The 21205-nt window shown below is 54.2% G+C and carries 19 protein-coding genes; 1 reads left to right on the top strand and 18 read right to left on the bottom strand.

Annotated features, from left to right (window positions below; translation table 11 throughout):
* Positions 1–101: 101 nt before the first annotated feature.
* The 12 genes from ACESZP_RS16465 to ACESZP_RS16520 form a co-directional block, all read right to left on the bottom strand.
* On the bottom strand, positions 102–1046 hold the full coding sequence (locus tag ACESZP_RS16465; RefSeq protein ID WP_178040064.1) for a TIGR03943 family putative permease subunit: 945 nt from the start codon (positions 1044–1046) through the stop codon (positions 102–104).
* Between the two features lie 13 nt (positions 1047–1059).
* Positions 1060–2103, bottom strand: coding sequence for a CobW family GTP-binding protein (locus tag ACESZP_RS16470; RefSeq protein WP_499709782.1), 1044 nt, complete (start codon positions 2101–2103; stop codon positions 1060–1062).
* A 120-nt stretch (positions 2104–2223) separates the two neighbouring features.
* Positions 2224–2580, bottom strand: coding sequence for a 50S ribosomal protein L20 (gene rplT, locus ACESZP_RS16475; protein WP_158363222.1), 357 nt, complete (start codon positions 2578–2580; stop codon positions 2224–2226).
* Positions 2581–2626: 46 nt separating this feature from the next.
* A complete protein-coding gene (rpmI, locus tag ACESZP_RS16480; protein ID WP_087165851.1) occupies positions 2627–2824 on the bottom strand; it encodes a 50S ribosomal protein L35 in 198 nt (65 codons plus the stop codon).
* A gap of 80 nt (positions 2825–2904) precedes the next feature.
* The gene (infC, locus tag ACESZP_RS16485) at positions 2905–3402 is read right to left on the bottom strand and encodes a translation initiation factor IF-3 (RefSeq protein WP_178040066.1); all 498 of its coding nucleotides are present in this window, start codon (positions 3400–3402) and stop codon (positions 2905–2907) included.
* 210 nt (positions 3403–3612) lie between these two features.
* Positions 3613–7326, bottom strand: a complete 3714-nt coding sequence (locus ACESZP_RS16490) for an Ig-like domain-containing protein (protein WP_499709784.1) — start codon at positions 7324–7326, stop codon at positions 3613–3615.
* On the bottom strand, positions 7323–7619 hold the full coding sequence (locus tag ACESZP_RS16495; RefSeq protein WP_499709785.1) for a hypothetical protein: 297 nt from the start codon (positions 7617–7619) through the stop codon (positions 7323–7325). The genes ACESZP_RS16490 and ACESZP_RS16495 overlap by 4 nt, the downstream gene beginning before the upstream one ends.
* A 2-nt stretch (positions 7620–7621) precedes the next feature.
* On the bottom strand, positions 7622–9304 hold the full coding sequence (locus ACESZP_RS16500) for a protein kinase domain-containing protein (protein ID WP_178040069.1): 1683 nt from the start codon (positions 9302–9304) through the stop codon (positions 7622–7624).
* Positions 9280–10176, bottom strand: coding sequence for a protein phosphatase 2C domain-containing protein (locus ACESZP_RS16505; RefSeq protein ID WP_178040070.1), 897 nt, complete (start codon positions 10174–10176; stop codon positions 9280–9282). Before ACESZP_RS16505 ends, ACESZP_RS16500 begins: the two co-directional genes overlap by 25 nt.
* A gap of 159 nt (positions 10177–10335) precedes the next feature.
* Complete coding sequence (locus ACESZP_RS16510) at positions 10336–11562, bottom strand: ABC transporter permease (protein WP_178040071.1); 1227 nt, start codon at positions 11560–11562, stop codon at positions 10336–10338.
* 2 nt (positions 11563–11564) lie between these two features.
* The gene (locus tag ACESZP_RS16515) at positions 11565–13271 is read right to left on the bottom strand and encodes an efflux RND transporter periplasmic adaptor subunit (protein ID WP_499709787.1); all 1707 of its coding nucleotides are present in this window, start codon (positions 13269–13271) and stop codon (positions 11565–11567) included.
* 22 nt (positions 13272–13293) lie between these two features.
* Entirely contained in the window at positions 13294–13992 is a 699-nt protein-coding gene (locus tag ACESZP_RS16520; protein WP_349165432.1) for an ABC transporter ATP-binding protein, read from the bottom strand.
* A gap of 273 nt (positions 13993–14265) precedes the next feature.
* Between ACESZP_RS16520 and ACESZP_RS16525 the strand changes: the two genes are divergently transcribed.
* The gene (locus ACESZP_RS16525; RefSeq protein WP_499709788.1) at positions 14266–14958 is read left to right on the top strand and encodes a gamma-glutamyl-gamma-aminobutyrate hydrolase family protein; all 693 of its coding nucleotides are present in this window, start codon (positions 14266–14268) and stop codon (positions 14956–14958) included.
* 80 nt (positions 14959–15038) lie between these two features.
* Here the strand turns inward: ACESZP_RS16525 and ACESZP_RS16530 are convergent, their stop codons facing one another.
* From ACESZP_RS16530 to ACESZP_RS16555, 6 genes are all read right to left on the bottom strand, one after another.
* Entirely contained in the window at positions 15039–16163 is a 1125-nt protein-coding gene (locus tag ACESZP_RS16530; protein ID WP_499709790.1) for a dipeptidase, read from the bottom strand.
* 131 nt (positions 16164–16294) lie between these two features.
* On the bottom strand, positions 16295–18463 hold the full coding sequence (locus ACESZP_RS16535; RefSeq protein ID WP_499709791.1) for a sensor histidine kinase: 2169 nt from the start codon (positions 18461–18463) through the stop codon (positions 16295–16297).
* Positions 18438–19136 (bottom strand): response regulator transcription factor, encoded by a 699-nt coding sequence (locus ACESZP_RS16540; protein WP_349165428.1) that lies wholly within the window; start codon positions 19134–19136, stop codon positions 18438–18440. The genes ACESZP_RS16535 and ACESZP_RS16540 overlap by 26 nt, the downstream gene beginning before the upstream one ends.
* Positions 19137–19215: 79 nt before the next feature.
* Positions 19216–19770: a hypothetical protein gene (locus tag ACESZP_RS16545; protein ID WP_349165427.1), complete on the bottom strand. Its 555-nt coding sequence runs from the start codon at positions 19768–19770 to the stop codon at positions 19216–19218.
* A complete protein-coding gene (locus ACESZP_RS16550) occupies positions 19754–20734 on the bottom strand; it encodes a DUF1700 domain-containing protein (RefSeq protein WP_499709792.1) in 981 nt (326 codons plus the stop codon). The genes ACESZP_RS16545 and ACESZP_RS16550 overlap by 17 nt, the downstream gene beginning before the upstream one ends.
* Positions 20727–21017, bottom strand: coding sequence for a PadR family transcriptional regulator (locus ACESZP_RS16555; protein WP_499709793.1), 291 nt, complete (start codon positions 21015–21017; stop codon positions 20727–20729). Before ACESZP_RS16555 ends, ACESZP_RS16550 begins: the two co-directional genes overlap by 8 nt.
* Between the last annotated feature and the right edge of the window lie 188 nt (positions 21018–21205).

Consider the following 21205-nt stretch of genomic DNA (forward strand, 5'->3'; position numbering starts at 1 on the left):
TCGCAAACCGCCTTGTTTACCGTTGGACTTATCTTACCAGAAAAAATATTTCCTGTAAAGTCCTAATTTACACAAAATTTTGTTTTTTGAAGCGTTTTTCTTTAGAAATATACCATCTCTTCCTCAGGGGGCTCCGCAGACTTCAGCGCTTTGGTATAAAGCACCGGTCCTTCCTCGCCGGAATACTCGTCCCGCTTCTCCACATAGACCTTCGCGGTCACAGTCAGCCACTGGCCATTTTTCAGTTTATCCACATTGTGGCTGCGACACAGGAAGCCTAAGAATACGGTGTCGTCGGCACAGCAGGTCATGGCTTTTCTGCCCGGTACGAAATAGCCCGGAGTCATCCGGCGCGGCTTCATGACGCGGCCCTTGAACCGGATGGTCTTGCCATCGTAGTGCTCGGGGTGATCCATGGCATCCACATACCAGATACCGTAATCAATGTCGCTGATGTCGATGATATCCGCGTTCAGGTCGAAGGGAAGCTCATCCTCGAACTCGAAGGGCTCGCCGCCCTCCTGCTCAAATTCCACCTGGGCCCGGGGATTCACGGCACGAATGTTGCGCTTATAGGACGCCGCCTTTGTACCCTCCACGCAACGGTCAAAGATAACCAGATCGGAATCCTGTACCATATCCATAAACAGAGACTTCATGTTCTGCATATATAGGTCAAAGGTGCCTGCGTCCACCAGGGTAATGCCCTGGGCCGGGAACCAGCCCTTCGGGAAACGCATTTCCCGAAACAGCTGCATGCCCCACATGCCATTCCACTCAATCATAACCTGACTGGGCTTGTACTTCTTCTGGCATTCCTCCAGGAACTCGGCAGTAAACTCCGCCTTGCCCTCGATGGTCACCAGTGTGGTGTCATAGGACTCCAGCACATGCAGGTCATACTCCTCCTCACCCTCTTCGCAGGCGATAAGCAGGGTCTTGCCACCGTCGGAGAAATAGGGGTCGGACAGGGTCTCCTGTATAAATGTGGTCTTTCCGCTCTCCAGAAAGCCATTTACCATATAAATTGGGATTTTATTTGCCATACTATCTTCCTCATTATACTCCGAAGAGTTCCTTCAGACCATCCTCATCAAGCAGAGAACCGATGACGCAGAGACGTCCGGTGTAATCCGGATTACCCTCGCGTATCTCATACTCCTCCGGTACGAAGTCAAACTCCATCCAGCTTCCATCCGTATTCTGAATGATACCCTTGGCACGTAAAATCAGACCGTACAGACCGGATTTGCTAAGTGTCTCCAGAATCTTCTCCAGTTCTTCGCGGCTGAAGCGCTTCGGGGTCTCTACGCCCCAGCTGGTAAATACTTCGTCTGCATGGTGATGGCCGTCGTGATCGTGATGATGGTGATCATGATCGTGGCAGCCGCAGGTGCAGCCCTCGCCGTGATCGTGGTCATGATGATGTTCATGCTCGTGATCATGGTCGTGATGGTGCTCATGATCATGGTCGTCATCATCCTGATCCAGGTCGCCCATATCCAGCTCCGCATGCTTCATGGCGTCCAGAATCTGCTTGCCGTTCAGCTGCTCCCAGGGAGTAGTGATCATAGTAGCCTTGTCATTATGCTCACGCAGCATCTTTACCGCCTCTGCAAGCTTCTCCTCGGTCATGCTCTGGGTACGGCTCAGTACGATGGTACCCGCATGCTCTACCTGGTTGTTGAAAAACTCGCCGAAGTTCTTCATGTACATCTTACACTTCTTGCCGTCTACAACAACGATAGAACTGTCGATGTGTACGTCCATGTGGCCCGCCACATTCTGGACTGCCTTCATAACGTCAGACAGCTTGCCAACACCTGACGGCTCGATCAGGATGCGATCCGGTGCATAGGTATCAATAACCTCCTTCAGCGCCGTTCCAAAGTCTCCTACCAGAGAACAGCAAATGCAGCCGGAATTCATCTCATTTACCTGTACGCCGGCCTCCTTCAGAAAGCCTCCGTCGATGCCGATCTCACCGAACTCATTCTCAATCAGTACGATCTTCTCGCCCTTGAATACTTCTTCCAGAAGCTTTTTAATCAGTGTTGTTTTTCCGGCTCCCAGGAAACCGGAAATAATAGTAATCTCTGTCATTTTCTTTACCTCCAGATCTTACGGCACCAGCAAACATGCTTTCCTGATGCTAATTATTCTCAACAACAAAGAGCGCTATGCGCAGCCTATGGCTGCATCATGCGCTCTGTTTCTTCGGTCTTATGCCAGCTTGCTCTTAGCAACTTCTGCCAGAGTAGCGAATCCAGCCGGATCATTTACTGCCATGTCAGCCAGTACCTTACGGTTCAGCTCAACCTCAGCCTGCTTCAGTCCATACATGAACTTGCTGTAGGACAGTCCGTTCAGACGTGCTGCTGCGTTGATACGAGCGATCCAAAGCTGACGGAACTGACGCTTTCTCTCTTTTCTTCCTGCGTAGGAGCTGGTCAGTGCTCTCATCACGGACTGCTTTGCTACACGATACTGCTTGCTTCTTGCTCCTCTATAACCCTTAGCGAGCTTTAATACTCTGTTATGTCTTTTCTTAGCGCCTAAACCGCCTTTAATTCTTGCCATTTCTTCTTTCCTCCTTGAAACTTCTCACTTCCGCTTAATCTGTGACTTACAGATACGGCAGAATCTTCTTCATGCTCTTTACGTTGGTTGCGTCCGTAATGGTAGCTTTTCTGAGATTTCTCTTTCTCTTCTGAGATTTCTTGGTTAAGATATGGCTCTTATAAGCTTTCATTCTCTTGAGTTTGCCTGTACCTGTTACTTTGAAACGCTTTGCAGCTGCTCTGCTTGTCTTAATTTTTGGCATTTTATATACTCCTCCTATCCTAGTATCCTTTTCCAAATTTCTATCAAATCATTGCCGCCTGCGCGGTTGATTTCAAAATTTTACTGACGCTTCTCTGCCAGAAACATCATCATCTGACGACCTTCCATCTTCGGAGCCTTCTCCACTACAGCCACGTCGGACATCTTCTCTGCAAATACGTCGAGAATCTGCTTTGTCTTCTGCACATGGGCCATCTCTCTTCCGCGGAAACGTAAGGTTACCTTTACCTTGTCACCCTTCTGGATGAACTTCTTTGCAGCTCCCACCTTCGTATTCAGGTCGTTCTCCTCGATATTCGGTGACAGACGAACTTCCTTGATCTCAATGGTTCTCTGCTTCTTCTTGGCTTCCTTTTCTTTTCTCGCCTGCTCGTACTTGTACTTGCCGTAATCAATGATCTTGCATACAGGCGGCTTCGCCGTCGGTGCAATCTTCACCAGGTCCAGTTCTGCTTCCCGGGCAATCTTCATCGCATCTCTTGCAGACATGATGCCAAGCTGCTCTCCGTCAGCGCCAATCAGGCGAATCTCCTTATCCCGGATCTGTTCGTTAATCATTAAATCGCTAATTGTAGTGCCCTCCTTCTAAGAAAGAAAAAAACTAAAAAAGTGGATAGTCAGACTATCCACTTAAATATCTCTTTACACGACCTGTATTCCTGTCGATATCTTCGATAATTATAAACCCGAGTCGCCATCTGCGCTAAGGTGAGAGTGGATACTCTGCTTTCTGTCACCATGATATATTAACACATGGAAATTCCTGTGTCAACTATTATTTTCCCTGATTCTGATCTTTTTTCGCCGTCTCCGGATGCCAATCAGAACCGTTGCTATCATACCGCCAAACAGAAGTATTGTCAAGCCTGAATCACCGGTGCGTCCAGCCATTTGCGCTTTTTTGCTCTGCTCTGCCTGAATGCGGCTGTCGGGCGTCAACAGGAAACGGATCGGCGTTATCTCTGCCTGATTTCCTGCCAGATCCACCGCCTGCACTGTCAGCTCCTGCCAGTCGTCGGCGCTATTGAGCGTAAGTTCCATTCTGCCGTCGTTCTCCCGCAATTCTTCGGCTGTGTATACACGAACACTCCCGGCCTGTCCGACCTGAAGCTCCCGCATTCCCAGATTGTCCTGTACATCCAGCAGCACTGTCCGATGCCTCTCCTGATAACGGCCCTTCTCCTCTACACCGGAAACCAGAATCACCGGCGGCGTCTTGTCCACGGCAAATTCCAGCCGTTTGCCCTTACTGCGGTTGTCGGAGACATTGGAAGCCCGATCCTCGGAATACAGGGTTACTGCATAGACACCCTCCCCGGTGAAATTTTCTTTCGCAATCCGGTAGGTATACTGCTGCCAGCCTGTCTCCATGCTTCTGCTCACCTGATAATCCGTTCCTTCCTTCAGGCTTTTAAGCTCCCCGTCGTGACTGCTGGTAATCTCCCGGAGTGTCAGAGCGTCCACATTGGTCTCCAGAATCACAAGCTCCGGTTCTTCCCGGGTGTAATAGCTCCCCTGTTCGCCCGCCAGCCTTTCTGTGGCCTCGCCCAGAGTATAGACAGAGCCGCAGCGGTTTACAGAAAAGGTGACTGTCTCTTCCTTACGATTGCCTGCCAGATCGGCTGCAACCACCTTCAGTGTATACATATCATCCCATTTCTGCTCCATGGGAATATCATCCAGCTTGTATTCCATGCCATTTTCACTGCGGCTCAGCTTTCCGACCAGCTTCATATCACCGTTATGATAACCGGTCAGGGTAATACTCTCTCCCTCCGGATCATAATATCTGTCCATGCTTCGGATGCCCGGACGCACAGCGCCGTTATTGGCGGAATGGTCCAGAATATCAAAAATGGTAAGCTCCGGCGGCGTCTGATCCAGCACAAAGCGTTCCGATTCCCATAAGGGCAGCTCATTATCCGCCAGATCCCTTCCGGTCACACAGAAAGCGTAGGCCCCGTCCTTTTGAAAATGGAGTCTTGCCGTATGCAGTTCCCCGTTGTGACTCCAGGCGGACAGCTCCGGTTCTTCCCCTTCTTCCTCCACCTGCGTTCGGATCTGAATGGCTTTCTCGTCGAAATTCTTTTCCCGGATCGTCAGCCGCGCGGTGCGGGCTTCTTTATAATAGAAGCCGTTCTGTACGTCGGTATTGTCCCAGGCAACGGTAAGCTCCGGCGGCGTGCGATCGATGACAAAGGCGTCCGTCCGATCGTAATCCGCCCAGTTGCCGGCCAGATCCTGGAAGCTCACATGAAAGGTATACGCTCCGTCCGCCTCAAATACAAGCTGGCAGGTATGCGTCATTTCGTCGCCGCTGCCGCTGTGTGTCCAGGGCCCCGGCGCCGGCACCGGGCCATCCCCATTGGTAATCCGGAATTCCACGTCCCGCGGGTCGAAATTACGTTCTTTGATGGTAATCGTAGCTGTCCGGGGTTCCCGGTAACAGGTTTCCCTGATCGGAGTATTCAAATCATAGGTTACGGTAATCTCCGGCTTTGTCACATCGATATTGCAGCTTATCTCCGCCCTGCTTTCGTATCCTGCGTTGTCTGTGAGCTCTGCCTGTACCTTTACGTCATTGTGATTATAGTCCGCAGCCCGCAGCTTCATGGTTTCTGTCGCTTCGTAAGTAAGCTCCGACAGATATTTCTTTTCGCTGCGGATTTGTCCGTCCGCCCGGATAATCCAATCCCGCAGGCCTGTGAAACGATCCGTCAGGAATGCGTCCAGCTCCACGTCCGTATTATAATAGGCCTGTCCATCCACAATGCGGCCGGGCTTTGTGCATATGGCCAGCCGGGCTTCTGCGGATTTTTCGTGTGTTTCCGCGCTCTCGACGCCGCAGCTCAGGGTCTTTTCAGATTTACGACCTGTCCAGTCCCAGACCTCTGCCTGCACGGTTCCCCTGAAATCTGCTGTTTCCTGCGAAACCGGAAGAGTCAGTTCAAAGCTTTCCGTCGCCGCAGGTTCAAAGCTCTGCTCCCGCACTGTGACCGCTCCCTCCACGTCCGTCAGAGTATAGCGGATTTTCTGAATACCCGCCACGCTGTCACGGGCTTTCGCACATAAGCTTACGGACTGTGCGGAAAAAAGCCAGCCATAAGGCTCGTAAGGCAGGTAAGACGCAGGCTCTCCGGTCAGCTTCAGTTCATCCGGGGCTGTCTTATCTATCGTCACCTTCACCCGGTAATCTCCGATTGCTCCCCGGTATTCTTCCCCTTCCGCCCAGACCGCCTGATTACCGGCCAGATCCGTAATGTTCATGGGAATTCCATAATTTGCCTCCGTCGTCAGGGGAAGCTCCAGTGTCCGGCTGCCGGAAATCAGCTCCCGCTCCTTCCACTGCTCCGCCGTATTCCAGGCCGCTGTCCCGGCTATGGCCATGCCGCTGCTGTCCTCCGCCTGCATTCTGAGTATCTCCGCCCGCACTTCACGAAGGCGCAGATTTTCATCCGCCACCGTAATCTGAAGGAGCGTATCTTCCGCATAGTAACTGTGTCCCTTATGTACCGCCACCGGCTTTCCCGCCACCGAAACTGCCACCTTCGGCGCTGTCCGATCTATCAGCAGACGATGCCCTTCATATTCGTCCTCCTGCATTCCGGCCTGAACCAGCGCATTTCCCGCCCGCATCGGATTGCCCGCCGCATCCCGGCAGGCCGCATGGAAGCGGTATACCTGCTCCGCCAAGACTCTGCAGGTCCCCGTATAACGATGCAGGCCGGTCTGCTCCCACTGTAGGTCCGCCGTTTTTCCATCCAGCCGGATATCCAGATCCGCCAGTCCGGTCAGCCGTCCCCCCGTCAGAATCGGAACCGCATATGTCTCTTCTATCACGAAGCTTACTTCCACATCCCGGTTATAATAAGCGGTGCAGTCCTTCGTCGGCGCGTCACCTGCTGCCAGATCCGTTCCATCCGCTGCCAGCGTCCGCACCGGTTCCGTATATGTCACCTGAAGCTTCGGCCCCTGGTGATCCAGGATGAAAGGTTCGCTTTCGACGCTTCCTGTCTCCTCCAGACCGACACCATTTTCACCGATATAGCTAAGGACCGCCTGATAGACACCCTCCACGCCCGGCTCTCCGTCAAATTCCAGGCTGCCCCGGTGAAGATAAGAGGCCGCTGTTTCTTCCCAGACAATCTCTGAATCCCCCAGGCATCCCTCCCGGACAATCCGCTCTCCCTGTGCGTCAAGCACCGTCACCTTTACAGCCTCCGCGTTCCAATTTTCCCTTTCATCCTCAATACAGAAGCTTATCCGCACGTCTGCGCCTTCCAGATTTTTGTAAAGCGTTGCCTCTCCCGCTTCCGTCCGGAATTGCCTGACCGGCGTGCCTTCTATGGTCAGCTCCCGCAGCTTCGGGCCCTGCAGGTCCTCCACCGCGTCAGTCTCCTCCGCCCAGGCCGCAGCTCCAAGCCCCAGCCACAGACCAAGCCCCAGTACCGGCAGGAACGTTCCCCTTATCCTCTTTTTCAATGTTCTCCTCCTATCCGCTCCCGGCAGTGAATCACCAGCTGCTCCCGCTCTACGCGAAATTCCGGCTCCGAAACTTCTTTATTTACAAGCAGTTCTGTCTTTTCCATACCCATTTTCTCCCGTCTCCTGCCAAATCGCCGCTGTCCCCGAAAGCCCGCAAGGCAGGCTATGGCCGGGCCGATCTCCCAGCGCACAAACAGGGCCGCCGTTCCAATAAACGACATGCCTGCGGCGATTCCCAAAAACAACCCAAGCCTGTGAAATACTTGCAGGCGCGTCATGACCTCTCCCATATTCAACCTCCTGATTTTCTGCCTCCGTAAACCGATTCCAGCAGCCGCTCTGCCTTCCGGATCATGTCCGTCAGTTCCTGCTTTTCCGCCGCTATCGCCTTTTGCTCCACATCCGAAAGCTCTCCAAAATCCGTTCCCAGCCTTTTTCTGATCTCCTGAAGGGCTGACTCAAGCTCCTCACGTTCCACACCTGCCTTCTGAAATTCCGCTCCCCGGGTGATGATCTGTCCTACCAGCTCCTGGTACATCACCAGCGCCGTTCGTGCATTATCCTCCGCCACAAGATTGCCCCGGGTCAGGGCCGACAGATCCGCCCAGTACTGTCCATAGGAAATCAGATCGTCCCCCGCCTCGTCGGCCTGACCAATCCGGGTATAATAATCGGCGATCGCATAGAGCCTCTCCGCCCGTCCCTCCTGCCAGGTGTTCAGCTTTCCTGAATCAGCCGCCGCTTTCAGCCAGATCCGCGCATTCTTTTTTCCTGCGTTCTCCTCATACTTATAAAAATAGGCAATCCCTGCCTGATAGGCAAATTCCGCATAGCCCCTTTTATTTTCCCGGAACAGCTGCTCCCAGGTTTTTCCATCTCCTTCATAGCGAATCAACAGTCCCCGCAGCCGCTCGCTCTCTGCTGCTGTCAGGAGCTGATCATCCAGAAAGCCATCCTCCAGCAGCGTCATCCACCCATCCGCGCGCTTCGGATCCAGGGAAATGGCTTTTTCACAGGCTGCCAGCTCCTCCTCTTTTTTTGTGGCGTTCCCTGCTGCCAGAAGCCAGGCACCGTAGCTGTCCCGCCGCAATTGCCGTTCCGCTGCCCCGGACGCCGCCGCGCTGACGCCCAGCAGGAATGTCAGTCCCAGAACCGCCGAAAACCGCCGCAGCTTTTTCTTTTGTTCCATCCGATACGCCGCGTCCTGCTCCCAGTAATGACGCAGCGCGTAAGACAATTCTTCCGCACTCTGATAACGCCCCGCCTTTTCCTTCTGTACGCACCGCTCTACAATGGCCTCCAGACCCGCCGGGATCTCCGCCCTCAGGGCGCGCAGCGGCTGCAGCCTGTGGGGACCTTCCCCGGTCAGCAGCTGAAACAGCATGACACCCAGACAGTAGATATCCGTCCGGGCGTCGCTCTGCCCCTCCTCATACTGCTCCGGCGCCGCGTAGCCGCAGGTTCCGAGCGCCACCGTATCCGTCGAAAGCTCCGGTCGGAATTCCCGGGCCGCCCCCAGATCAATCAGCACAATGGTTCCGTCCGGCTTAAGCATTACGTTGGAAGGCTTCATATCCCGGTATATGACAGGCGGCGACTGTCTGTGCAGATAAGTCAGTACCTGACAGAGCTGTCCGGCCCAGTCCAGTACCCGTTCCACCGGCTGGGCCCCCTGCTCCCGAAGCATTGCTTCCAGCGTCTGTCCTTCCACATAATCCATGACAATCAACAAGCGCTCTCCCTGTTCAATCACATCCACGATGCTGGGAAGATGGGGATTTTTCAGACGCTTCATTAGCGCGATTTCCTTTCGTTCCGTCTCCAGCTCCTGAAACTCTTTCCGGACCAGCTCCTTGACCGCCCAGGGCTTATTGGCTTTTTCATTGACCGCCAGATAGACCACGCTCATGCCGCCCCGGCCAAGGACGCTCTGAATCTTATATTTGCCGCCTATGACCGTTCCGATTTCCAGCATAGCCTTCCTCTTTTCCCGGCTTTCCCGCCTTCCTGCGGACGCACCAGCAGGGCGGAAATATTATCCTTCTCCCCGTGTCTCCGGTTCCGGGCCGTCACCCTTTTTGCGGCCCTCTGCATCTGCCTTTCCCCGGTGAGAAGCTCCGGAGAGAAATCCGCTGCCAGACGTTCCGGCGCATTGCCGTGCCAGAAGCCGTCCGTGCACAGAAGGTACATGGCGTCCTGCCTGATCGTACCCCTCTGGTATTCCGCCACCGTCTCCGGGCACGCTCCGATGCAGCGGGTCAGGACGCTCCGTCTCCGATCCCTTTCCCCTTCCTCCCGGGTCATAAATCCCCGTTCCACAGCCTCCGCTGCCAGAGAGTGATCCCGGGTCAGCTGCCGCGCCGTATCTGCCGCAATTTCATACAACCGGCTGTCGCCCACGTGGACGCAGTACCAGTTTTCTTCGGTAAAAAGGGCTGCCGTCAGCGTGGTGCCCAGCACAATTCCCTGCTTCTCTCCATATGTCCGAAGCCTTTCATTTTCCGTATGTACCAGATTTTTCCAGTCTCCCAAAAGCTCCCGTTCCGGAAATCCGGCCATAAGTACCTCCGGAAAGCGGCTCTGAAACCAGTCCGCCAGACTTCGAAGCACCTCGCTGCTGGCCAGCTCGCCCTTTTCCAGGCCGCCCAGCCCATCGCAGACCGCCGCCAGCACATAACGCCTCCGCCCGCAGACCGCCTGCTGTAGCAAAAGGGCATCCTGGTTGACTGCGCGGGTCTTCCCCTTGTCTGTACAGGCCGCCAGACAAAACTGCACTCTTCCATCACTCCATTTCCAGTGATTCTCTGTTTTTTCTTCTTTGGTAAAATCGGCGATATGCCGTGACACTCCGGTGAATTCCGGAGGAATCGCTGAACCTATGATATAACAGATTCCGGCAGAATTCAAGTGGAAAACTCAAATTCTGCCGGATGAAATTTCGACATTTTTCGACATTTTGTTGAAGGCTGTCGGGTGATTTCCCATAAGGGAGAGTGCCTGCCCGGATTAGTTTCTCCGCAGAGCTTCGATGGGGCTTAAACGCGCCGCCTTCTTCGCCGGGTAGATACCGAAGAAGATGCCCACGGCTGAGGAGAATACGGTGGCTAGGACTATCGTCACGATACTGATGGCGGGCTTGAAGCCCAGCACGGGCAGGGAGCAGATGCCGTAAGCTCCCAGAAGGCCCAGCACGATGCCGATGAGGCCGCCCATGCAGGTGATGATGGCGGATTCGGCCAGAAACTGCATCATGATGGATCCGGTGCGAGCACCCAGAGCCTTTCGGATACCGATTTCCCGGGTCCGTTCCGTAACCGATACCAGCATGATGTTCATGACGCCAATGCCGCCCACCAGCAGGGCGATGGCCGCCACTAGGGCGATGAAGGCGGTAATCATGTCCAGCATACTGGTAATCTGGGCAATCTGGCTGTCGCCGTCCTGGAGCATAAAGGCGTCTTCCCCCTGGGTCTGGTGCCGGCTTGCCAGCAGATTCAGAGCCTCCTGCCCCACTTCCCTGGAATACTGGCTTCCCTCAGAAATGATATTCAGGCCGTAGAAGGAATCCAGTTCATAACCAAAGGCATAATTGGCTGTGTAAGGCATATAAAAATTCACATAACTGGTCTCTCCCATCATTGCGCCCATCATGCCGCCCTCGTCCTCGGATTTCATAACGCCGCAGATGGTGATTTCCTGGGTCACATTGTAAATGGTTGCCTCCACGGTCATGCCGATCACATCGTCGGTTCCGAACATTTTGATGGCGTCGCTCTGGCTGACCACGGCCACCAGATTCATTGCCTCCACGTCGGAATCTGTAAAATAATGTCCCGCCACCATTTCCGGATTGTGGGTATATTCCAAATCTGCTGTACCTGTGGTGGCGTACACATCAAAGGTTCCTTTCGGAGTCAGGATGCTGCCAAACATGCTGTCGGAAGGCGTCACGCCCTTTACGTGGGAGATTTTCTCTTTGATGGCATTCATATCTTCCACGGTTATCTGCTGTTCGTCCGTTCCGCCGTCCGTATTGGAATAGACGTAAATCTGGCCTCCGGCAATGGCATTTAAGGCGTCGCTCATTTTCGTCTTCGCGCCTCCGCCGATGGACATAATCATGATGACGGAAGAGATACCGATGATGATGCCCAGCATGGTCAGGAAGGAACGGCCCTTGTTGGCCCGGATATTGTCCAGGGCCATTTTGATGTATTCATATAGCTGTGCCATGCTTACTCCTCCACTGCGGTGACACGGGTGCCCTCGGTGATGCCGGTGGTCAGGCCGCCGGAAATGACTTTGTCGCCTGCTGCCAGACCGGATTTTACTTCTACGGCGTCATCGGAAGCCAGCCCCTTTTCAATCACTTTTTTCTCTACGACGCCATTTTCATTGACCACATAGCAGAAGTCGCCGTCCTGGCCGGAGTTCACACACTCAGCCGGAACCACCAGCACATCCTTCACGAAACGGCCCTGTACGTTCACCTTGGCCTCCAGTCCCAGATAAATGTTCTCGTCCGGGTTGTCAATTTTCACCTGTGCGGTAACCACTGGGGTTCCCTTATCGTTTTTCTCGGCGATACGGCTGAGCTTGGTTACGGTGCCTTCGTAGGTATGGCCTGCCAGCGTTACGGTAGCCTTCTGGCCCTCTTCCATCTTCTCCAGATCATATTTGGTGATGCTCATTTCCACGGTAACGTCCTCGCTGCTGGCTACGGTCAGAAGCTCGCCGCCCTTGGTGGCCGGGCCGCCTGCGACTGCCGCCACCTTCGTTACCACGCCGGAAAAATCTGCTTTGATGCCATCTTTACCCTGCTGGATATCGTCCTTGGTCATCGTTGCTTCCAGGGTGCTCAAGTTATTCTGGGCTGCCAGCTGGCTCCTGGCCGCGCCGGAGAGCTTGGCCGCGTCGGTGGAATCCTTGATGCCCTCCTCCTTGGATTTGCTGGTTTCCAGCTTGGTTTTATTTTCCTGGGCGTCCTTTAAGCGTCCCTGATAGCTGTCCAGCTTCTTCACGATTTCGTTGTAATTATTCTGCTCATCCTGGATGCTCTTCTCGATATTCGGGAGAGACGCCTGGGCATCGGCAGCATGCTTGCTTGCCTGATCAACCGCGTTCTGCGCCACCGTCACAGCGTCCTGCAGCTTCTGATAGTCCACACTGCTCTGATCCGTGATACTGGTCTGTGCCAGCGCATCTTTTGCTGCTTTCAGCTCCTGGTTAGCCGCATCTAACGCCGCAATCGCCGCCTTCGCCGCGTCCTGCTGACTCTTCAGATCCGCCAATTTATTGGAAGAATCGCCCTGATAGCCGGTATACTCGTTGACCCGCTTATTCAGGTGATCCACATTGTCGTCTTCCTCGTCCAGCTGCCGGTTGATGATATCCAGAGCCGCGGAAGAACGGTTGTACTCGGACGCGTTTTTATTGTCCTTTTCGATGGAATCCTTGTAGCCATAGTTGGCTGCGCTGCCGGTGAGCTCCGCCTGCTTGTAGAGGTTGTCAAGCTCGGCGCTGTCGTAGGTAAGCAGCGTATCGCCTGCCTCCACGGTGTCGCCCACCTGCAAATCAAACTCCGAAACGGTGGCGGATACCGGGGAGAAATAGGTCTTTACTTCCTCGGACTGCACCGCGCCGCTGCCGTCCACAGACTGGCTGACGCTGCCGACGGTTACCTCGGTGACGCTGACCATCGGGTAGCTTGGACCTGCGAAGGCTCGCGGCAAAATGGCCACGACTGCTACCACTACGACTACACCGCCGATGATAATCCGCTTCCGGCGCTTTTTCTTCTGGACCGGGGTCAGCGGCGTTTTCTCTTTCTTCTCCTTCTGGGCGCTCTTTTTGAACAGGCCCTTCTTTGCTTTCTGTTCTTCCTGTTCTGTGAGCGCCTCGTCGGTTTCCCATTCTTCCATCAGGCTCTTTTTCTCTTCCATGGTTCCACTCCTCATTCTTTCTTTAAAATACAACATCTTCATTGATGTAATCTTCTACAATATGGCCGTCCATGATGCGGATGACGCGCTTGGCCTGGGCCGCAATGCCGTTGTCATGGGTAATCAGGATGACAGTCCGACCGCCCTTGTAGAGCTCCTTCAAAATCTGCAAAATCTCTTTGCTGGATCCGGAATCCAGGTTTCCCGTGGGCTCATCTGCCAGAATCACCGGCGGCTTCGCCGCAATGGCCCGGGCGATGGCCACGCGCTGCTGCTGGCCGCCGGACATCTCGTTTGGCTTGTGGTCCATGCGGTGGGCCAGACCGACGATTTTCAGGGATTCCTCTGAGAGGCGTTCCCGCTCCTTCTTCGGCACGCCCCGGTAAATCAGGGGCAGCTCCACATTTTCCCGGGCGGTCAGATTGCTGATCAGGTTGAAGCCCTGGAAAATGAAGCCGATTTCTTTGTTGCGGATATCCGACTGCTCATCATCGGTCAGGGTGGACACGTCCTGCCCGTTCAGGAAATAGGTTCCCGATGTGGGCGTATCCAGACAGCCCAGCATATTCATCAGGGTGGATTTACCGGAACCTGACTGGCCGATGATGGCTACGAATTCCCCTGTTTCTATGGAAAGACTCACGTGATCCAGCGCCCGGACTTCATTTTCGCCGGGGTTATAGATCTTGCAAATGTCTTTTACTTCCACCAGTGCGCTCATATTTTTCTCCTTCTTTTTCCACAAAAATGGGATTTTGTCCCACATCTATATTAGTCTTGTAATACAATACCATATATTTTTTGAACTTCAAGGACATTCATAAATTCTTAAAAAAACCTTAACCGCAACCATCACTTATTGGCTCTTCCGTGCTTCTTTTTTGTAAGATTTCTCCAGATGTCAGCAGGGCATTTCCCTGGAAATGGGTCTTCTTTTCCTTGCTTTCACTGCATATATTAGGAGAAATTCTTTTCCTACAGGCTGGTTTTTATCATGATCCATAAAAAAATTCTGATTGCGGGCTTTCGGGAGCAGACCCGGAATTATTGTGCCGCCTTTTCTCTGCTGGGCGCGCAGGCTGAAACCCTTTGCGGAACAGTTCAGGAGCTTTCCATGCTGCTGGCAGACGATTTTCTCCCGAATCCGGCGGATTTTGACGGTCTCATTCTGCCCGGCGGCGGAGATATCAGTCCTTTTTTCTATCATATGGAAAATAAGGGGTCGCGGAATATCGACTCTCTGCTGGACTCCGTGCAGTTCTCACTGTTCCGGGCTTTTACGGCTGCGGGAAAACCGGTGCTTGGCATCTGCAAGGGCATTCAGCTTATCAATGTGGCCTTTGGCGGAACGCTGATTCAGGATCTGTCCGTGGAATCCCTGAGCATCCACGCCTGGGACGAGGGGGATAAAATTCATATAACAAAAGCTGCACACGGTACCTTTCCGGCGCAGCTTTACAGTAATTTTCCGCGGGTCAACAGCGCCCACCACCAGGCGGTGGCCGCTGTCGGGGATGGCCTTCGGGTGGCCCAGTACGGGCCGGATTTCGTGATCGAGGCTCTGTACCATGAGAGGCTGCCGATTCTCGGGGTGCAGTGGCATCCGGAGCGGATGTGTTTTTCCTTTGCGCGGGAAGAAATCGAGGACGGAAGTAAGCTTCTAAAATACTTTTTGTCGCTGCTGTAAATGTATTTGTAAAATTATGATTGCAAAGCTTCCTTTTCCTTACGCAGCCCTTGTCTTATACCGTTTTTGTTTCGCTCATTTTATTTAAGAATACGGCGATAATAACGCAGGAAATTGCCGCCTGCTATGCCCTTTGCCGTCGCTTCGTCCATGCCCCGCTGCAGTAAAGCGGCAGTCAGCTTCATCATCTCGCCGTGGTGGGCCAGCACGTCATAAATTTCTGTCTCAAAATGGATGCGCGGGGTGGTTTCTTCCAGTCCTTTACAGAGATCGAAGCCGTAGCCCACATGCTCCGGATCCGCGATGCGGACCAAGTGCTCGGCGTGTTCGCAGAGACGGAGCAGGGCCGCGTCCGCATTCTGTCCCGCTGCCTCCGGCGCTCCGGCGGCTCCTTCCCGTTCTGTCTTTTCACGCTCCGGCATCACGCCGGTCAGATACCCGCAAGCATTCAACCCGATGACGCCACCACGCCCCGCAATCTCGCGGATCTGATCGTCTGTCAGATTCCGATAATTCTCATGTACCGCCCAGGCGTCGGAGTGGCTGGCAATAAAGGGCTGCTCTGCCAGATCGCACACGTCCCGGAAGCCTTCGTTGCTCAAATGGCTCACGTCCAGCCACATGCCAAGCCGTTCCATTCTCCGAATAGCCTCTTTTCCAAGATCCGTCAGACCGCCCGGGATCTCTTTGAACTGCCCCGCCGTGCAGCAGCCGGTGGCAAAGGCGTTCCGACGGCTCCAGGTGAGGCCTGCGCCCCGGACGCCCAGATCGTAGAAGGTCCGAAGCAGAGACAGATCATTTCCCAGGGGATCGAGGCCCTCCAGGGACAATAGAACTGAGATCCGGCCTGCGGCCAGGTTCTCTTCCAGTTCCGCACGGCTTGCTGTCACACGGATGCGGTCGCTTACCGGCTCCAGGTCTTCCTTCAGGGCCGTGATTTGTCCCAGAGCCTTCCGAAGCCCCAGCTCCGGCAAATCCCGGTTTGTAAGATAAATGGAGGAAACCAGGATATTCAGCCCTGCCTCCTGAAAATGCGGCAGATACCGCTGTTCCACCACGCCGCTCTCTCCGGTCAGGCGGCGTTCATACACCTCCGCCGCCAGATCGAAGTGGGCGTCCACTACCGGATTTTCCCGGTGAATTTTTCTTGCCTGTTCCAAATACTTTTCCTGTATGAGCATATTAATTCCTCTGACCTTTTTCATACTGCGGGTTCCGATATACAGGTTTCCTCACTGTCTGCCGTAGGCACTACATGTATTTCTACAACTGCCGCCTCCAGTCAGGCAGACATGCTCCCTGTTCTATCGAAAACCGCACTCTTTCTTACTTATTCTTACGCTTCTTTCTTGTTCTCCGTCACCGCAAAGCTCACCGCCGCCGTAAACAGATCCGCGTCCGTCTCCACCCGGAAGCTGCCACCGCAGGCCTCGGTGAAGCTTTTGGCGATAGACAGCCCCAGTCCGCTGCCGCCGTCCGTCCGGCTCTTATCGCCCCGGACGAAGCGCTCGGTGAAATCAATGCCGTCGCCAAGCTCGGTAGCAGATGTATTTTTCATAACCGCCGTTGCATTTCCATCTTTTTCCACAAGCGTCAGGTACACGCGGGAACCGGGCAGGGAATACTTCAATGCGTTCTGCAACAGATTCTGGAATACACGGTACATGCGCTGGCCGTCCGCCGTGATCATCACCGGTTCCTCCGAGATAGACACCCGCATGGAGAGACCACTCTGCTCGATGGGTTCCGCCATATCCGCCAGGGTCTGGCGCAGAAGTTTGGCGAAATCCAGCTTCTCCGGCTTCACCTGCAGCTCGCCGGATGCCGCCTTGCTCACCTCAAACACGTCCTGTACCATGGCGCTCAGGCGCTCGGATTTCTCACCCAGGACACGGATGTAATCTTTCACATCCTCAGGCAGATTTTCCTCCTGCTTCAGGATGTCCACATAGCTGACGATGGAAGTCAGCGGCGTCTTGATGTCGTGGGACACATTGGCCACCAGCTCCACCTTCATGCGCTCGCTCTTCGTGCGCTCCCGGATAGCCGCCTCCATGCCCTCCTGGATGCTGTTCAGGTCCTCCGCCGCCGCTTTCAGATCACTGTCCTCCGGCAGCGACAGCGCATTTCCCATATCGCCGCCCCGGACGGCTCCGATCTGCTCCGTCAGCGCGCCCAGATCCTCGGCCAGCCGATGTACCTTCCCCACATAGAAGAAGCCCACGAAGGGAATCAGGGAGCGCCGCTGCCATTTCACCAGCTTCTTCTGCACGGGCTGTTCAAGCTCCCGGGTACTGATGCTGCGCCGCAGACGGCCCATGACGATCTTCTGCTGTCCCTGATTCCGGCGCAAATCAGTGATTCCCAGATACAGCGGCCAGAAAATCAGGAACAAGCAGGTGAAAATCCCGTTCCGGTTGGACGCCAGGTAATCCCGCGCCTCCGGCGCATAGTCCTCGATTCCATAATAGACGACCCATCCCGGACTGAAACTGCTCCAGGTTAAAAACTCATTTATGAGGATCAAAAGCAGACAAATCGGAAGAACCAGGAAGATCAGCAGCTTAATTTCAAGCCAGATTTTTCCAGTCCGTCTGGCGATGATTTCCCGTCCTGCCCTTCGCGGCTTCCGAAACATCCACGCCAGAAGTAACAAAAGGAGAGCCGCCGCCAGACCGGCTTTGCTGCGTGCCAGCTGCTGCCTTTCTGCCGCCAGACTCTCCTTCAGACGGTAGAGGACGCCGCCGTATCGGTTGGTTCCGTTTGTGCCGCTGACTACGTAGAGCTTAGGAGCCTTCGCCGCTGCCAGATAGACCGCGATTGCTTTCGCCTCATCCCCGACTGTGAAGTTCTGGTAGCCCGGCACGGCCCAGCGGCTGTTCTCCCGGTAAATGCCGTCGCCGTAGACGTCCACGGTCTGGCCGTCCTTTTCCATGGCTACCTTACCGTCGCCGTCTTTATTGTAGATCAGCTGAAAATTATACTCCTCCGCCGGGATCCAAGACGCGAAATCCATGCCGATGCTGGCATTTTCCGCGTCCAGTCCGTCGATGTTCGTATAGATCAGTTTTCCGTCTTTGAACACCGCGTAACGCAGGTTCTGGTCGGCTTTCATTTCCTCCAGATAGGCATTAAAATTCGCCGTGCTGTATCCGCCTGCTTCTGTGGCTGCCTCTTCATAGCTCATGGAACCTGCGTAACCAGACGTCCACCATTCGGATATGACCGTATCTGCCGCATAAGAATCATACCGATAGCCGGAATCGCTGTAGCTGTACTGATAGCCCATCCAGTCCTTTCCCTTGAGTCCGATGCCGATCAGATCCTCCAGCCGATTCGACATGGTCGTGGCAAATTCCTGTGTTTTCTGATAGTCGGACTGCCGCAGATCCGTGTTCGAAATCAGCGTCAGCATGGAAATGAAGTTGTAAATCAGCAACGTCATTCCCAGAAAGAAGGCAAGCATGCCTATCCAGATTTTAGATTTTTTCCATTTTGTATCCAATGCCCCACACCACCTTTAAATATTCCGGTTCTTTCGGATTGAGCTCGATCTTTTCACGAATGCGGCGGATATGTACCATGACTGTATTTTCCGGTGCATAGGCTTCTTCCTCCCAGACCCGGCGGTAAATCTCCTCCGCCGGGAAGACGCGACCCCGATTTTTCATCAGAAGCTCCACGATCTTCGTCTCCGTGGCGGTCAGCCGCACCGGCTCTCCGTCTGCGTACAGGGTTCGTTCGGATTGGCGATAGGTGAGTCGGCCATTTCGGATCTCGTCCCCGGACACGCCCGCGTGGATGTCGCCCAGCATGGTATAGCGCCGAAGTTGGCTTTTTACCCGGGCTGCCAGCTCCTGGGGATGAAAGGGCTTCGCCACGTAATCATCGGCGCCCATGGACAGGCCTAAGATTTTGTCGGTCTCCTCGCTTTTGGCACTGAGGACGATGATTGGGATATTTTTCCGCTCCCGGATTTTCATGACGGCGGACAGTCCGTCCAGGCGCGGCATCATCACATCCATGATAATGAGCTGCACCGGCTTTTCCACTGCCAGCTCCAGGGCCTGCAGGCCGTCGTAGGCCTTCAGCACCTGATAGCCCTCTTTTTCCAGAAGCACTGCAATGGCTCTCACAATCTCCCGGTCGTCGTCTACTACCAGTACACATTCGTTCATATTTGCTCTCTCCTTTTCCGGTGGTTTCAGGATACCCTTTCTTTCTTACGGGACACCGGGGGATTTTCTTACAGCTTTCTTACAATCTTAAATCTTTTTCATTGACCGGGTTATAAAAGATCTGTACCTGCTTGATATGGGGCGCGCCCACCACGGAAATCAACTCGCCACGCTTCAGGCCCACCAGGACTTTGTCCTTGGCCTCCATCAAATTCTGAAAATTACTCTCGTCCGTATCCTGCCAGTAGCAGCGAAGCTCCAGGGCCGGGTTACGGGTCTGCCGCCAGGTATCGGCGTCGTCATCGTAATAGTCATCCTCCTGGACGTTCTCTTCGATCCGCGGCTCCACCATGTCTTTATTGTAGGTAATGCGGAACAGCACGGTATTTTCCGGAATGCTCTCGTCGGCCTCCACATCGGGAGCCGTATCCCAGTAGCCGTCAATATTCCAGACGCCCTGCTCCGGGTCGATCTCTTTGCTGATGTCTCTGGTAACGATATCTGTCTTGCCGACCACTTCCGCGCCGCCGTAGGCCAGGCCTGAAAATTCGCCGAAGGCTACGCCTGCGCCGATGCCGGACAGCAGGATGCCGCCGCAAAAGATGCCGATAGTTATTTTATGCAATCTGGTCATGTTCATCCTCCTCTGCCTCTACGACCTCATCTGTGAAATTTTCTTCTTCCGGCTCGTCGTCTGTATCGACCTCATTTTCCAGGACGGCGGTTTTCTCTTCGGTCTTTTTCCGACGAATCAGGCCCCAGGCCGCACAGGTCAGCGCGCCGCCGCAGAGCAGACCGCCAAGGCTCATCAAGGTCACGCCGATAAGCGGGTAGCCCTGAAAGCAGAGAATCAGGAGCGCGCCAAAGCAGAAAATGGCGGCGATGGTTCCCAGTGCCAGGCAGACCGCGGCGCAGAACCAAAAGACGTTCCAACAGAGGCGTACGCCCCAGCGGAGCAGGTCCCAGCAAATGTGCAGGAGCCATACAAGCAGTTTTCTTAAAATGCGGACGGCGCTGCCAATCAGGCGGCCGCAGCCCCTCAGGATGTCACGGCAGAAGCCGATGAATTTTCCGAGTATGCCCTGTTCGGAGCTAGTGTATGCTTTTCGGGAAGCTGCCGGGCTATATCCGGCTGCGCTTTTCTCTGAAGCTACACCGTCTGCGGCTGTCCCCTGTACGGCCGGGCTTTCGGTTTCCTCCGGCTGCTCCACTGGCTTTCCCGCAGGCTTCTTATGGAACGGTTTCCCAATCCAGGCGCAGACCTCCTGTATCCACTGTACCAGCTTCTTTCCCGCCTTTTTCAGAAATCCGCCCGCCTGACGGATGCCCTGCTCCGCAGACTGGGCCGCGCTCTCGAAATCCATCTTTACACGGCGGCTGCTGTCGCCGTACTCCGGGTTCACATGGTAGGCCTCCAGAATCTCCGCCGCCAGTTCCTTCACCGGCCCGAAATCGCCGATGGCCTCCTCCTCGGACATGCCGTTCTGTATCTTCATGTCGATATGCTGCGCATATTCATCCAGGATATCCTGCTGCTCCCGTTCCTCCAGCACCTTCAGATGTCCCGCAAGCTCTGTCAGAAATGCTTCTTTACTCATGTTGTTCTCCCTCCTTCAGGTACTTCCCGACCTGCTGCTGAAATTCTATCCATTCCTTCGCCAGGGAATCCCGGTAAAGAATCCCTGCTGCCGTCAGATGATAATATTTTCGTGGGGGCCCTTCTGTGGACTCCCGAAGGTATGTCTCAAAATAATGTTCATTGGTCAGGCGCTTCAGCAGCGGGTAAATGGTTCCCTCATTCACGTCAATGACCCGGGAAACCTCCTCCACCAGTTCATACCCGTACCGATCCTTCCGGCGCACCGCCTCCAGCACAATCAGCTCCAGCACGCCCTTTTTAAATTGTGGTTCATTTCATCCCTCCCGCACGTTCCTATGTCTGATATTAGGTTACACCTACTACTATGTAAGGTCAAGTACTAAAGTTTTAAGGTTCGGGTAAATTTACTGTAGGAAATTAATAGACAGAGCATCCTTGAGATATGTTTCAGAATCAAAGTTTTCTCCAT

It is taken from the genome of Candidatus Dorea massiliensis AP6 (genome assembly GCF_964245105.1).
Classification (GTDB): domain Bacteria; phylum Bacillota; class Clostridia; order Lachnospirales; family Lachnospiraceae; genus Laedolimicola; species Laedolimicola intestinihominis.

What these genes read in the sequence shown, in the direction of transcription:
- ACESZP_RS16465 (WP_178040064.1), bottom strand. Translation starts at nt 1,046, where the DNA reads ATGGCAAATAAAATCCCAATTTATATGGTAAATGGCTTTCTGGAGAGC.
- ACESZP_RS16470 (WP_499709782.1), bottom strand. Translation starts at nt 2,103, where the DNA reads ATGACAGAGATTACTATTATTTCCGGTTTCCTGGGAGCCGGAAAAACA.
- rplT (WP_158363222.1), bottom strand. Translation starts at nt 2,580, where the DNA reads ATGGCAAGAATTAAAGGCGGTTTAGGCGCTAAGAAAAGACATAACAGA.
- rpmI (WP_087165851.1), bottom strand. Translation starts at nt 2,824, where the DNA reads ATGCCAAAAATTAAGACAAGCAGAGCAGCTGCAAAGCGTTTCAAAGTA.
- infC (WP_178040066.1), bottom strand. Translation starts at nt 3,402, where the DNA reads ATGATTAACGAACAGATCCGGGATAAGGAGATTCGCCTGATTGGCGCT.
- ACESZP_RS16495 (WP_499709785.1), bottom strand. Translation starts at nt 7,619, where the DNA reads ATGGGAGAGGTCATGACGCGCCTGCAAGTATTTCACAGGCTTGGGTTG.
- ACESZP_RS16500 (WP_178040069.1), bottom strand. Translation starts at nt 9,304, where the DNA reads ATGCTGGAAATCGGAACGGTCATAGGCGGCAAATATAAGATTCAGAGC.
- ACESZP_RS16510 (WP_178040071.1), bottom strand. Translation starts at nt 11,562, where the DNA reads ATGGCACAGCTATATGAATACATCAAAATGGCCCTGGACAATATCCGG.
- ACESZP_RS16515 (WP_499709787.1), bottom strand. Translation starts at nt 13,271, where the DNA reads ATGGAAGAGAAAAAGAGCCTGATGGAAGAATGGGAAACCGACGAGGCG.
- ACESZP_RS16520 (WP_349165432.1), bottom strand. Translation starts at nt 13,992, where the DNA reads ATGAGCGCACTGGTGGAAGTAAAAGACATTTGCAAGATCTATAACCCC.
- ACESZP_RS16525 (WP_499709788.1), top strand. Translation starts at nt 14,266, where the DNA reads ATGATCCATAAAAAAATTCTGATTGCGGGCTTTCGGGAGCAGACCCGG.
- ACESZP_RS16530 (WP_499709790.1), bottom strand. Translation starts at nt 16,163, where the DNA reads ATGAAAAAGGTCAGAGGAATTAATATGCTCATACAGGAAAAGTATTTG.
- ACESZP_RS16540 (WP_349165428.1), bottom strand. Translation starts at nt 19,136, where the DNA reads ATGAACGAATGTGTACTGGTAGTAGACGACGACCGGGAGATTGTGAGA.
- ACESZP_RS16545 (WP_349165427.1), bottom strand. Translation starts at nt 19,770, where the DNA reads ATGACCAGATTGCATAAAATAACTATCGGCATCTTTTGCGGCGGCATC.
- ACESZP_RS16550 (WP_499709792.1), bottom strand. Translation starts at nt 20,734, where the DNA reads ATGAGTAAAGAAGCATTTCTGACAGAGCTTGCGGGACATCTGAAGGTG.